This window comes from Rhizobium tumorigenes, from assembly GCF_003240565.2.
Classification (GTDB): Bacteria; Pseudomonadota; Alphaproteobacteria; order Rhizobiales; family Rhizobiaceae; genus Rhizobium; species Rhizobium tumorigenes.
On sequence record NZ_CP117255.1, the window covers coordinates 659,136 to 671,920 of the forward strand.

Consider the following 12,785-nt stretch of genomic DNA (forward strand, 5'->3'; position numbering starts at 1 on the left):
ACCAGCCCGATAAGAAAGGTGACATCATGAGCGCTTCCTGCGGCCACACCCACGGTCCCTTCGACGGCATGTCGGATACCTACAAGACGCGCCTGTGGATCGTCATCGCGCTCAACGGCATCATGTTCTTCGTCGAGATGGTCGCCGGCCAATTGGCCCGGTCCCAGGCGCTGCAGGCGGACGCACTGGATTTCTTTGCCGATTCCGTCACCTACGGCATCTCGCTGGCCGTCATCGGCGCGTCTCCCCGGATCCGCACCATGGCGGCAGCGGGCAAGGGCATCAGCCTGTTTCTGATGGGCCTGTTCGTCTGCGCCGCCACCATCTACCGGGTCTTCGTGGTCGGCGTGCCGGAGGCGCCGGTCATGGGCATCATCGGCTTCCTGGCGCTGCTTGCCAACCTTGCAACCGTCGTGCTGCTGGTCAACTACAAGGATGGCGACGCTAATGTGCGCTCCGTCTGGCTCTGCTCGCGCAACGATGCCATCGGCAATGTCGTGGTCATGGCGGCGGCGCTCGGCGTCTGGGGCACCAACACGGCCTGGCCGGATCTCGCCGTCGCTGCCGTCATGGCAGGCCTGTTCCTGACGTCCTCGGTGCAGATCCTCAGCCACTCCTGGCGCGAATGGAAAGCAGCCGGAACCGGCGGTGTCGCTGATACCCACGATCACGAAGGCCATAATCACGAAGGCCATGACCATGCCGGCCACAATCATGGGGGCAGCTGCTCTCACGATCACGCCGCCGGCGATAGCCACGACCATAAGCCGGCAGCCGCACACAGCCACTGAGGCTGCTGATGTCCCGGATTTCGCCAACACTCTGAACGAAATCAGCCCATTGCATTCGCGTGCAATGGGCTGATTCGTGTCTGCAGCATTCGAATAACGTCTACTATTCCTGGCGCAGCTTTGCGTCGACGCTGACAGGGCCTGGGCCCGATGTCACGAAGTAGAGGAACAGGAAGCAGAAGACGACGGCAGCATAGCCGCCGTTTTCGGTCGGGAAGAAGCTCTTCGGAAAATGGGCGATGAAGTAGGCGACTGCCATCTCTCCGCTGAGCACGAAGGCCACGACCCGTGTCTGGAAACCGATCAGGAACAGGAAGCCGAGGATAAGCTCGATCAGCCCCGCGACCCATGGCAGCGAGCCCTCCGGTGGCATGAAGACGCCAGCGTGGAAATGGAAGATCTTGGCAGTGCCGAAAGAAAAGATGACCAGGCCAAAGACGATGCGCAGGAGGCTGAGCACGTAGGGCTGGGCGGAGGATAGTTGCTGTTTCATAATCGTCTCCGGTGGTTGGGCTTTGTCGGTTGATGAGCAGCGTCCGCCGATACTCTTTAAAAAAACCCCATAGCGCGACACACTGTCGCCGCCAAGCCGACCGGCGGCGACAGACTGTTCACAGGTTCGATCATCCGCTTACTAGAGCGGCGACGGCAATGCCGATCCGCCAGGTGTCATTCAGCCACCCTCCGCATCGTCATCCTCGGGCTAGACCCGAGGACTCACGCCACGGCCTGCAACTGAGCCTCGCCATTGTGCAGGAAGCATGCCTTGGTGAAGAGGCCGAGGTCGATGAGGTTGGGAAGGCGGATATCGGAGATATCCGGCAGGCGCCTGCTCTCGGCGTCGAACGACCGGTCGACCTGCGAAATGAACCCGAGGACGATGCCTGTCTCCTTCGCAAAACTCCCCAAAGCGACGATCTGCTCGGCGAGCGCCGGCTTGCTGCGGTTCTGGTCGAGGATCTGCAGGTAGTCGATGATCGCGATCGTTCCCGGCTGGGATCCCGCCAGATGCCGGATGACGTAATCCGCGCTGATATCGTCGGACGTGACGACCTCCAGCCTGTCGCAATCTGTGCGGTCATCCTTCTCGAGCACGCCGATATGCTTGCGCACCTGCTGCTCGGTCATTTCGAGCGTGAAAAACACCGCTCTTCGTTCGTCGCCGATGGCATCGACCAGAAGCTGGAGCCCGAGGCTGGTTTTGCCGTGCCCCGGTCGCCCCGCCACGAGCAGCAGGTCGCCGTCCTCGAGCCTGGACAATATCGTTTCAGACAACGACCTGACGGCCATGCGCGATGACAGCATGCTCCATCGGGCAAACCCCTCGTCGCGGGCAATCTGGTCGAGCGCCTGGTTGAGCGGAACGCCAGAGCTCCGGGCCATCAGCTTTGCCCGCCGCTTCAGCTGGAATATGGGTGCAGAAAGTTTCATGCGTAACCTCCATTGCGAGCCGAAAACGCAACCCCTCCGCATGCGATGCCCGAACAGATGGCTCGATGAACGTTTGTGACCCTGCATGTATGATGCTTCCCCGAATGGAGGGGGGAGGCGCGGGCCTAGCCTGACCCAAAGACTAGCCATCGGCGTGAGTCGCGGCAAGCGCAAATGCGACTGATCTCAGGCTCGGCCTACTCAGCGCCCCCATGGCTCGAACGTGTCGGGAAGATCGCGCCAGCTTTCGGGCGTGAAGGCATCGGCTTTTATCAGGCAGGCATCGAGTTGCTGCCTGATCCAGCCTTCGTCCATCGGATCGGCGCCGATAAAGACGATTTCCTGCCGGCGGTCGCCCCAGACCGGGTCGATATAGGTTTCCATCAGCCGCACCGTATCCGCATCCTGAGGCCAGCGCTCGCGTGGCACCGATGCCCACCAGAGACCCATGTTCGCGGTTCGAACCATGGCACCCGCCTGGCTGAGTTCGCCGACATGGTTCGGACGCGTCGCCAGCCAGAAGAAGCCCTTCGAGCGCACGACGCCCGGCCATGGGCGATCCAGAAATGCGCGCAGCCTTGCAGGGTCGAAGGGTCGTTTTTCGCGGTAGACGAAAGAGCGGATCCCATATTCCGCAGTTTCCGGAATATGGTCTTTGAAGCCATGAAGCTCCTTGAACCAGAGCGGATTCGTCTCTGCCTTTTCGATGTTGAAGAGGCCGGTTCCGAGAACGTCGCCGGGAGCAACCGCACCGAAATCCGCCTCGATCAAGCGTGCGTCCGGATTGAGCCCGACGATGATCTTCCTCGCAGCATCGCGCTGCGCCTGCGTTGCGCTGCCGATCTTGTTGAGGACGACCACGTCGGCAAATTCGATCTGCTCGACCAGCAGATCGACAATCGTCCGGTTGTCTTCCTCGCCCGCTGTTTCGCCTCGATCCGCCAGGAAATCTGACGATCCATAGTCCTTGAGCAGGTTGGCGGCGTCGACGACGGTCACCATCGTGTCGAGCCTGGCGATATCGGAGAGGCTTTCGCCGGCTTCGTCGCGGAATTCAAAGGTTGTGGCAACCGGAAGCGGTTCGGCAATGCCGGTGGATTCGATGAGCAGATAGTCGAAGCGACCTTGCTCGGCGAGCTGGCGGACCTCTTTCAGCAGGTCGTCGCGCAGCGTGCAGCAGATGCAGCCGTTGGTCATCTCAACCAGCTGCTCGTCGGTGCGCGAAAGATTGGCACCGCCATCCCGCACCAGCGCCGCATCGATGTTGACCTCGCTCATGTCGTTGACGATCACCGCAACCCGCATTCCCTCACGGTTTCCAAGGATGTGATTAAGCAGCGTGGTCTTGCCGGCGCCGAGGAAGCCGGACAGGACGGTAACGGGAAGTCTCGAATTCATTGCCAACCTCAATATACGTTATAACATTACAATAATTTCGTCTGGAATTTTGTCAAGCAGGTTCCGGTGGGAGGAGGGGTCGTCTCGTGGTTTGGCCGCCAATGACTATCCGGCGGCAGAGGAACTTGAAGCCCAAGAGAACTCCATTCACTGCGCCCACGGCATATGCATAGCAGGGGGCTGGAGCATATGGCGTCGTCTACTGCCCACGACCGGTACGATTCTTCAGCCCCCGCAGAATACTGCCTGAATGCATTTCAATTCTCGGGCCGCTGAAGTTTGATGCCGCGCTGAAGTACACGATGACGGTTGAGGTCGGAATCAGTTGCCACCTTCCGCATTGCGTCGTGATAGCGGCGTGTAACTTCCTTCATGTTGTCGGTTGGATTGCCGATACGAGAATACGCGCCTAAACTGCGTAGTATCACGGCAAGTTTCTTGCCCTCGTATGTGCGGAGAATCCGCTCATACTCATCTATCGGAAAAGCTAGAAGCGCTATGACCACCTTCTGTTCATAGACGTCTTGAGATTCAGAGAGAATATGTTCAATAAGCTTCTTCGGCTGCTGCTCCTTACGCACCTCTTTCAAGCGCTCAACAATCTCTGGGTCAAGTTTACTGTCGTCGGTATAAATTCTATCATTATCCGTCGCCGCTGGATTGTCCTTACGTGAGGCTATGAACGCGTCGATGGTCGGCTTGATGCTGTCCGTCAGCGATAACTCTCGGAGCAGGCTCACTGTTGCCTGAAGGTTCTCGACAGACAGAAACTCCACCTCGCGGATGAAAGAGTCGGCGATCTTTGTCACGACCTCCAAGCCATTCCGGAAAGAGTTGTGATATTCATTGCAAGCTTCGCTATATCGTTCCAAAGCTTGTTCCTTCAGGACTTTTTGGTGGAACTCTGAGGCATGATCGTCGATGGTCGCTTGAGTGAAGTAGCCATTAGCAATGCCATTATAGAGTTCCATGTCGAGTTCATCCAAATCGCTAAAGCCGAAATTACTTAAGGTTGCGTCGTATGCCTCTTCATCCAGCGTGAGCGTTTGTTTTTCTCTTCCCCACATCCGGCTACTGAAGCCTTTGAGGAACTCTATCGAGGGGGCGCTGGAAGGCTGATGATGCACCCAGCCCATGACAACCATAGATGCCGCGATGCTTTCCCTCGTTTCTCCAGAAAATTTTGAGAGTAGCGGCATGATCTGTTGAACGGCATTGTAAATCTTTCCGATAACACGGATGTTGTCGATGCCAAGCTGGATGCAACGCTCTCTCACGATATTCGCAATATGGTCGATTTGGGGGATTGCAATCATCGCGCTCTCCTCCGCCGTTGGGGCAAACAGGAGGTTCCGGTCAACTACCTTTTCTAGGTATACAGCGAACTGCTGCTTATCTGAGCCGTTCAAAGCTTCGTCATTCAGTAGGATAACGACCTTGCAACCGCGCTCCTCTTTAAGATTGGAGAGGTAGCCCAATACGTCGCCAGTGCTCAATTTTTCGCCTTTACGTTCGAGGTCATCAATGCAGACAATCTGCTTGCTGATGAGAAGGCCCAATGCGGAGACGATGGCCTCCAAGCGAGTTCCCAGAATTCCGGATACAAGTCCAAGAATTCCCTTTTTCGTGGCAGTTTCTACGGATGATGTGAACTTGGTAGCGGTCTCCATACTAGGGACATCGCCCATTTGGGCCCTGGTCACAGTGTTCTGGAGGATTTGCGATTTTAGATCGGTGATCGAATTGACGCCAAAAAGGGACACGTAGGCGTAGGCGTTAAATGCAACAGCCCCTCTCTCGCTACGCTGAGCCTTGGCTGTGGTTTTCCAGGCGTGGGTCTTCCCCGTGCCCCAGTGGCCCCTTATGCAAAGAACTTCAGCTTTGGGCGAGGCTAGAAATTCTTTGATCGCTGTTTGGACGCTGATAACAGACATTTTTCACCACAGTGGCTGGATGAGACAGTAGTAATCTGCTCTTTCAGGAAGCGTTTCCCGACAGTCGCGTTACAACTATAACAGAACTTCACGAGCCCCTATACAGCTCTCCCTGTACTCAATACCTCCTCCAAAACCACCCGCACACCTCGCAAAACCTATCGCACCCACTTTCCCCCTCCCATCAAAATTCCTTCGCTTGACCCATCGCCATCGTGATGATCTGCCATAGATGGGTTGCTACCGACCAGGAGCGAAAGGACGATACAATGAGTGCTTATGTGGTTTTCGTGCGCGACCGGATTACCGATCCGGAAGAATTCGCCACCTATGGCAAGATGGCGCCGCGGGCGGCAGAGGGGCGTGAAATGAAGCCGCTGGCCTTCTACGGGGCCGTCAAGACGCTGGAGGGCGCCGCAGTCGACGGGTCCGTCATCCTCGAGTTTCCGACCATGGAAGCAGCGCAGGCCTGGTATGACAGCCCGCTTTACCAGGAAGCCGTCCAGCACCGCTTCAAGGGTGCCGACTATCGCGTCTTCATCGTCGAAGGCGTCGCTGGCTGATCGGCGACAAAGGGTGGGCGCCCTGAAAAGCTCCCGCCTGTTGAAATTTGCGGGGCCGGGCGGGGTACTTGGGGAAACTACGCTCACCCACGCGCCATCTGCGCCAGACCCGCGCCATATTCCCTCGTTAGGTGGGGGAATACGAACTTTTCGGAGGAAAGCATGCCTGCATCCATCACCCGTCGCCTGCTTCTGGGCTCGGCCATTCTCGGCCCCATGGCGGCCCTGCTGCCGCAGCAATTGATGGCGCAAACAACCCCGCCGCCCGTCGTGCCGCAAGACCCGACGCCCCCGGTGCCGGAACAGCCGGCGCCGCCGTCCGACAAGACCGAGGAGGATGCCGGAGCCCAGCTGGCAGCGCTGGAAAAGCGCACGGGCGGCCGGCTCGGAGTCGCCGTTCTCGACACCGAAACCAATATCTCGCTCGGCAACCGCGAGACGGAACGCTTTCCGATGTTCAGCACCTGGAAGGCGCTGGCGGCAGGCTTCGTGCTCGCCCGCGTCGACCAGGGCAAGGAAAAGCTCGATCGCCGCGTCAGCTTCGGCAAGGAGGCGCTCGTTGCCTATTCGCCGGTCGCAGAAAAGCACGCGGGCACCGATGGCATGACCATTGCGGAATTGTGCGAGGCGGCAGTCACCGTCAGCGACAACACCGCCGCCAATCTTCTCCTTGACAGCTTCGGCGGCCCGGCGGCGCTCACCGACTGGCTGCGCACGACCGGCGATACGGAAACCCGTCTGGACCGCCGCGAGCCTGAGTTGAACGAGGCGAAGAAGGACGATCCGCGCGACACCACGACGCCGGATGCCATGCTCGATACGCTCGGCCTATTGACCCTCGGCAACACGCTGTCGGATGCCTCGAGTACGATGCTGACGGGTTGGCTGGTCGCCGCCACCACGGGCAAGGATCGCCTGCGCGCCGGCCTGCCGGCAGAATGGAAGGTCGGCGACAAGACCGGGACGGGGGCTCAAGGGATGGCCGCGGACATCGCCATCGTCTGGCCGCCCGAGCGCGGCCCCATCCTGGTGGCCGCCTACATCACCGATGCAACGGCACCGGCGGCCGAGATCAACGCCGTCTTTGCGGAGATCGGAAAAATGGTCGCCGGCATGGTCGGCAGTTCGGCCGAAGAGCAGTAAGTACTGTAAATTCATAGCGCTACGGGACAGATGCGAATCTCTCCCGTAGCGACTTCACCCCATGAATGCGGCAATCAGCCGAGTGAAACCGCAGCGCTTCCGCCGTCACTCTCGTCTTCGCCCGCAGCCGTCGTGCTGGCACCGACCTGCTGCTTGATCTGGTTGGCGATCTGGTCGTTGATGGCCTTCTGCTGGTCGGCCGGCAGTTGCGAGAACTGCTCTTCCGTCATGTTCTGCTGTTCCAGATATTGCGAGCGGATCTTGTCTGCCGGCGTCATGTCCGCCCATTTGGAAAATTGCGACAGGATATCGTCGTCATCGGCAGAGCCGGCGGCGCTGCCGGTATCCGTCGCATCCGTGCTGTCGGCGGCTGCCGCAGTGGCGGCATCGGTGGTCGATCCGCCCGACTGGCTCTGCCAGAAAAAGGATGAAATCGAGTTGGCAACGCCGGCGCTGCTGATCGACGGGGCGGTCTTCTTCTCGCTGCTGTCTTCGTCGTCGGGCAACACGAAGGGCGTGTCGTCGTCGGAGTCGGTGTAGGACTGGCTGAGGAGTGGCGCACTGTAACTGCTTTGGCTGCTGTGTACCTTCATGATCGTATCTCCTGAAATCTGATGCACACCCTGCCACGGCAAACCTGTCCGGGCCTTGCGGCTCAGGGCATGCAGACACAAAAAACTCCCCGTCGTTGCCAACGGGGAGTTGATAATTTTTGGCGATAGCGACGCCTGCGTTATGGCAGCGTATAGGCCATGACGTAGTCGCCGGGCTTGGTGCCGATGGACCCGTGGCCCCCGGCGACGATCAACACATACTGCTTGTTGTCGCCTGCCGTGTAGGTCATCGGCGTCGACTGGCCGCCGGCGGGAAGGCGGCCCTTCCAGAGCACCTTGCCGGTAGTCAGGTCGTAGCCGCGGATATAGTCGTCGACCGCTGCTCCCATGAACACGACGCCACCCTTGGTGATCATCGGGCCGCCGATGCCGGGAACGCCGACATTGAAGGCCAGCGGCAGTGGCGTCATGTCGCGCGTCGTGCCGTTCTTGTGCTTGTAGACGGTCTTGCCGGTCTTCAGGTCGACGCCGGCGACATAGCCCCATGGCGGAGCCTGGCAGGGGATCTTCAGCGGGCCGAGGAACGGGCCCATGAAGACGCCGTAAGGAGCGCCATCATTGCGGTTGAGGCCCTGTTCGCTGCCCTTCTGGTCCTGACCCTTCGGCGGGATCTGGCTGGCCGGCACGAGCTGCGATGTGAAGGCGAGATAGGTCGGCATGCCGAACATCACCTGGCGTTCCGGATCGACGGCAACGCTGCCCCAGTTGAAGGTGCCGAAGTTACCGGGATAGATCAGCGATCCCTGCAGCGATGGCGGCGTATAGCGGCCTTCATAGCGCAGTTCGTGGAACTTGATGCGGCAGGCGAGCTGGTCGAACAGCGAGACGCCCCACATGTCCTTCTCCTGCAGTGGCGGCGGGCTGAAGGTCAGGTCGGAAATCGGCTGCGTCGGCGATGCATGGTCCTCGGGGATCGTACCGCCCGGAGCTGGGATCTCCTTGAACGGGATGACGGGCGCGCCGGTGCGCCGGTCGAGCACGTAGATATCGCCCTGCTTGGTCGCGCCGACGAGTGCCGGAACGGTGGTGCCATCCTTCTGGGTGAGATCGATCAGCGACGGTTGAGCCGGCACGTCCATGTCCCAGAGGTCGTGGTGTACGAACTGCTGGACCCATTTGACCTGGCCGGTGGCAAGATCGAGGGCTGCGATCGACGACGAGAACTTCTCGACGCTCGGGCTGCGGCCCATGCCGAGCTGGTCCGGCACCTTGTTGCCGAGTGGCACGTAGATGAGGCCGAGGGCTTCGTCGGCGCTGGAGACCGACCAGCTGTTCGGAGAGTTCGTGGTATAGGTCTGGCCGGCCGGCAGCGGCGTCGTCACGTCAGGATTGCCGCTGTCGAAATTCCACACCAGGGCGCCGGTGTTGATGTCGAATGCGCGGATGACGCCGGATGGCTCCTGCGTCGAGTAGTTGTCGTTAACGGCACCACCGACGATGATCATGCCCTTGGCGACGACAGGCGGCGAAGTCGAGTAGTAATAGCCGGCCGGATTGTACTTCATGCCCTGGCCGAGATCGAGCGTACCCTTGTTGGCGAACGTCTCGCAGACCTTGCCGTTGGCGGCATCCAGCGCGATCAGGCGGGCATCCGAGGTCGGCAGGTAGACGCGCTCGGCGCAGGCCGAGCCGGGCTGGGCAGCAACGTCATGGTAATAGCTGACGCCGCGGCAGGTCTGGTGCTGGCGGTTCGGATTCATTCCGGAGTTGGGGTCGTAGCGCCATTTTTCCTTGCCAGAGGCCGCGTCGAGCGCAATCGCCAGATTGTGCGGCGTGCAGAGATAGAGGCTGTCGCCGACTTTCAGCGGCGTCACCTGATAGGTGGTTTCGCCAACGTCGTCCGGGCGCTTCACATCGCCGGTCTGGTACTGCCAGGCAAGCTTCAGGTCGGCGACATTGGCCGGCGTGATCTGGGCAAGCGGAGAGTAGCGCTGGCCGTATGGCGTGCGGCCGTACTGGTGCCATTCGCCATCGGGCATGTCGCCACCCGTCGGAGCCGTGGCGGCAACTTCTGTCGGCAGGCTGCCTGCCAGATCATGCGGATCTGTGGTCATCGAATAGCCGGCGACGAGCACGGCGATGATCACCGGAATGGCAAGCGGCCATGGGTTGGCGCCATAGGTATGGCCAGTCGGGCTGCGGAAGCCGAGCGGCTTGCGGATCCACGGCGTCAGCAGCCAGAGGCCAAGCACGATAATAAGTCCGCCGCGCGGCCCGAGCTGCCACCAGTCGAAGCCGACTTCCCAGACCGCCCAGCCAAGTGCTGCCAGAACGAGGACGGCATAAACCCAGAGAGCGGACGACCGGCGCATCCACAGCAGGACGCCGGTGACGATGAACATCACGCCGGCAAACAGGTAGAAGGGACTGCCGCCAAGGGCAACCAGCCAGCCTCCGCCGCCGCCGAGCGCAAGCCCGATCAAAATGAAAAGAAGGGAGGTAATCGTGACCGCCATCGAGCAATCTCCGCTGAGAGGGAGCCGCGCCGCCGGAGAGCGCGCACGGCATGTGGGGCCGAAAGCCGGCCCTGTCAGCGACGCAAATAGCGTGTCATCCGTGCCTTTCAATAGCCACAATCAAAATAAGGTAGCCTGGCTACTTATTTCGCTGTCATGAAGGCGAGTGTTCGTTCCGACCAGGCAATGCGTGGACCGCTCACGTCCCGCAAAAAGTCTGCAGCACCCGTTCAGTCGGTTTCGGTGGCTCGGCATAGGCGGCGAAGGCCGGCTGGTCCTCGTAGGGCTTCGCCAGCACATCCAGCAGCGCATGAAACAACGAGAGGTCGCCTTCCTCGACGGCAGCGACGATGGCCTGCTCGATCCGGTGGTTGCGCGGAATGAAGGCGGGGTTGACCGACCGCATGGTTTTAGCGCGCTGTGCCGGCGTCTGGCCATCCCGAGCCAGCCGCGCGCGCCAGCGTTCTATCCAGGGGAGGGCGGCCTCCCGGTTCTGGAAACTGGCGGTGAACGCCGCAATATGGTCGTCGTTCTCGGCCACCGCCGCGAGCCGGCGGAAGGTCAGCGTGAAGTCGGCGGCACCGGCCTGCATCAGCGCCAGCAACGCCTGTATGAGGTCGAGATCGCCGTCTTCCTCGCTCGAAAGGCCGATCTTGCGGGTCGTTCCGCTCAGCCAATGGGCCTGGAAACGGGGGCCGAATCCCTTGATGACGTCGTTGGCAAGTTCCGCCGCCGTGTCCGGGTTGTCATCGAACAGCGGCAGCATTGTCTCGCCGAGCCGCGCCAGGTTCCATTGTCCGATGGCAGGCTGGTTGGCATAGGCGTAGCGCCCTTGGCGATCGATCGACGAAAACACCGTGGCCGGATCGTAGGTATCCATGAATGCGCAGGGCCCGAAGTCGATGGTCTCGCCGGAGATCGTCATGTTGTCCGTATTCATCACCCCATGGATGAAGCCGACCTGCAGCCAGCCGGCGATCAACGCCGCCTGCCGCTCGGTAATCGCCTCGAACAGGGCAAGATAGGGGCGGATACTGTCGCGCGCACGGGGGTAATGCCGATCGATGACGTAATCCGCCAGCGCCCGCGTGCCCTCGACATCGCCGCGTGCCGCAAAGAACTGGAACGTGCCGACGCGAATATGGCTGCCGGCCACCCGGGTGAAGACAGCACCGGGCAGCGCAGTCTCGCGATAGACCGGCTGTCCGGTCGCCACCAGCGCCAGCGCCCGCGTAGTCGGCAGGCCGAGCGCATGCATGGCCTCGCTGACCACATATTCGCGCATCGCCGGCCCGAGTGCCGCACGTCCGTCGCCGCGCCGTGAAAATGGCGTCTGGCCCGCACCCTTCAGCTGGATGTCCCGCCGCCGCCCTTTGATGTCGATGACCTCGCCGAGCAGGATCGCCCGCCCGTCGCCAAGCTGGGGCACGAAGCCGCCGAACTGGTGCGCCGCATAGGCCATTGCCAGCGGATCCGCACCGTCCGGCACCACATTGCCGGAAAATATCTCGGCCCCGTCGCGCTGCAAGGCCGCAACGTCGAGCCCGAGCTCGACTGCCAATGGCTCGTTCAGCATAATCAGCATCGGCGCCGCCGCAGAAGACGGCCGCTGCCGGGCAAAGAAATGCGCGGGCAACCGGGCATAGCTGTTGTCGAACGGAAATGTTGCAGCAGACGCCGCGCTGTCGTGAATGGATGAGTTCATGAGGGAAAGGTAGGGCGCCGGCCGGACGGGTGCAAGGCGAAGACCTTGGTACCGGTATCCGAATGGCAGTATTTGCGCGGCGGGTCGTCATCCTCTACCGCGTCGAGACAGACATCGTCTTTGACGGCCGCGACTACGAGACTTTGCTCACGGACCGGCGCCCGGACCCCGGCATGACCCGGTCTAGTCGTTCACCAGCGCCAGGATCAGTTGCTGCATCTTTCCACCCTGGCCCATTTCCACCTTGTCGAAATCGCGGTTGCGCTGGCGTTCACGGGCGGAGATCTCGCCAAGCCGCTTGGTCAGTTCGACGCGGATCTTGCGGCAGTCCGGATCGTCGGCAACGGTAAAGCCGATGCTGGTGGCCTCGATCTCGTGCACCATGTCGCGGATGAAGCCGCCATGCACCTTCTCATGGGCAGCAACGCCGGCAATGAAGGCCTGCCATTTCGCGTTGACGGCAGGCGGCAGCGGGGAGGAGGGTTTGGGCAGGGTGTAGATGATCGCCAGTTTCGGCACGGCAGAAACCAGAACGCAGGACGACGCCTGTGGCTGGTAGTTGCGTGTCCATGTCAGTTTGAAGGTGGTGTGGGCGATCACCCGCCCTGTACCGAGCGCCGGACCCCTTGCGCCAATGGAGGCGTAAAGCTCCGGCGCCGTCTGACCGGTGATCGCGTAGGGCCTCGTCGTCTCCACCGCCTGCCAGTCGGCATGCGCAGAGATGGGGATCAACATCGCGGCCAAAGCCAC

Annotated in this window: 11 protein-coding genes; 3 read left to right on the top strand and 8 right to left on the bottom strand. The window is 60.9% G+C overall.

Annotation, left to right across the window (positions count from 1 at the left end; genetic code table 11):
- Positions 1–26: 26 nt before the first annotated feature.
- The gene (locus PR017_RS03250; protein ID WP_111220268.1) at positions 27–791 is read left to right on the top strand and encodes a cation efflux transmembrane domain-containing protein; all 765 of its coding nucleotides are present in this window, start codon (positions 27–29) and stop codon (positions 789–791) included.
- A gap of 103 nt (positions 792–894) precedes the next feature.
- On the opposite strand, the gene PR017_RS03255 is transcribed toward PR017_RS03250, so the two are convergent.
- The 4 genes from PR017_RS03255 to PR017_RS03270 all read right to left on the bottom strand — a co-directional run bounded on the left by PR017_RS03255 (position 895) and on the right by PR017_RS03270 (position 5,554).
- Complete coding sequence (locus tag PR017_RS03255; protein ID WP_111220270.1) at positions 895–1,284, bottom strand: DoxX family protein; 390 nt, start codon at positions 1,282–1,284, stop codon at positions 895–897.
- Between the two features lie 224 nt (positions 1,285–1,508).
- Positions 1,509–2,222, bottom strand: a complete 714-nt coding sequence (locus tag PR017_RS03260) for a DNA helicase (protein WP_111220272.1) — start codon at positions 2,220–2,222, stop codon at positions 1,509–1,511.
- 201 nt (positions 2,223–2,423) lie between these two features.
- On the bottom strand, positions 2,424–3,620 hold the full coding sequence (locus PR017_RS03265; RefSeq protein WP_111220274.1) for a GTP-binding protein: 1,197 nt from the start codon (positions 3,618–3,620) through the stop codon (positions 2,424–2,426).
- 257 nt (positions 3,621–3,877) lie between these two features.
- Positions 3,878–5,554 carry a P-loop NTPase fold protein gene (locus PR017_RS03270; protein ID WP_111220276.1) on the bottom strand — a complete coding sequence of 559 codons (1,677 nt, stop codon included), beginning with the start codon at positions 5,552–5,554 and terminating at the stop codon, positions 3,878–3,880.
- A gap of 269 nt (positions 5,555–5,823) precedes the next feature.
- On the opposite strand from PR017_RS03270, the gene PR017_RS03275 reads away from it, so the two are divergent.
- Both PR017_RS03275 and bla read left to right on the top strand, forming a co-directional pair.
- On the top strand, positions 5,824–6,117 hold the full coding sequence (locus tag PR017_RS03275) for a DUF1330 domain-containing protein (RefSeq protein ID WP_111220278.1): 294 nt from the start codon (positions 5,824–5,826) through the stop codon (positions 6,115–6,117).
- A gap of 162 nt (positions 6,118–6,279) precedes the next feature.
- A complete protein-coding gene (gene bla / locus PR017_RS03280; protein ID WP_111220280.1) occupies positions 6,280–7,260 on the top strand; it encodes a class A beta-lactamase in 981 nt (326 codons plus the stop codon).
- A 74-nt stretch (positions 7,261–7,334) separates the two neighbouring features.
- On the opposite strand, the gene PR017_RS03285 is transcribed toward bla, so the two are convergent.
- From PR017_RS03285 to PR017_RS03300, 4 genes are all read right to left on the bottom strand, one after another.
- Positions 7,335–7,853 (bottom strand): hypothetical protein, encoded by a 519-nt coding sequence (locus PR017_RS03285; RefSeq protein WP_111220282.1) that lies wholly within the window; start codon positions 7,851–7,853, stop codon positions 7,335–7,337.
- Positions 7,854–7,993: 140 nt separating this feature from the next.
- Positions 7,994–10,330, bottom strand: a complete 2,337-nt coding sequence (locus PR017_RS03290; protein ID WP_111220283.1) for a glucose/quinate/shikimate family membrane-bound PQQ-dependent dehydrogenase — start codon at positions 10,328–10,330, stop codon at positions 7,994–7,996.
- 199 nt (positions 10,331–10,529) lie between these two features.
- The gene (locus PR017_RS03295) at positions 10,530–12,035 is read right to left on the bottom strand and encodes a protein adenylyltransferase SelO (RefSeq protein ID WP_111220285.1); all 1,506 of its coding nucleotides are present in this window, start codon (positions 12,033–12,035) and stop codon (positions 10,530–10,532) included.
- A 183-nt stretch (positions 12,036–12,218) separates the two neighbouring features.
- On the bottom strand, positions 12,219–12,770 hold the full coding sequence (locus PR017_RS03300) for a DUF922 domain-containing Zn-dependent protease (RefSeq protein WP_111220764.1): 552 nt from the start codon (positions 12,768–12,770) through the stop codon (positions 12,219–12,221).
- Between the last annotated feature and the right edge of the window lie 15 nt (positions 12,771–12,785).

Coding starts and splice junctions, on each gene's coding strand:
- PR017_RS03250 (WP_111220268.1), top strand. CDS start 27: ATGAGCGCTTCCTGCGGCCACACCCACGGTCCCTTCGACGGCATGTCG.
- PR017_RS03255 (WP_111220270.1), bottom strand. CDS start 1,284: ATGAAACAGCAACTATCCTCCGCCCAGCCCTACGTGCTCAGCCTCCTG.
- PR017_RS03260 (WP_111220272.1), bottom strand. CDS start 2,222: ATGAAACTTTCTGCACCCATATTCCAGCTGAAGCGGCGGGCAAAGCTG.
- PR017_RS03265 (WP_111220274.1), bottom strand. CDS start 3,620: ATGAATTCGAGACTTCCCGTTACCGTCCTGTCCGGCTTCCTCGGCGCC.
- PR017_RS03270 (WP_111220276.1), bottom strand. CDS start 5,554: ATGTCTGTTATCAGCGTCCAAACAGCGATCAAAGAATTTCTAGCCTCG.
- PR017_RS03275 (WP_111220278.1), top strand. CDS start 5,824: ATGAGTGCTTATGTGGTTTTCGTGCGCGACCGGATTACCGATCCGGAA.
- bla (WP_111220280.1), top strand. CDS start 6,280: ATGCCTGCATCCATCACCCGTCGCCTGCTTCTGGGCTCGGCCATTCTC.
- PR017_RS03285 (WP_111220282.1), bottom strand. CDS start 7,853: ATGAAGGTACACAGCAGCCAAAGCAGTTACAGTGCGCCACTCCTCAGC.
- PR017_RS03290 (WP_111220283.1), bottom strand. CDS start 10,330: ATGGCGGTCACGATTACCTCCCTTCTTTTCATTTTGATCGGGCTTGCG.
- PR017_RS03295 (WP_111220285.1), bottom strand. CDS start 12,035: ATGAACTCATCCATTCACGACAGCGCGGCGTCTGCTGCAACATTTCCG.
- PR017_RS03300 (WP_111220764.1), bottom strand. CDS start 12,770: ATGTTGATCCCCATCTCTGCGCATGCCGACTGGCAGGCGGTGGAGACG.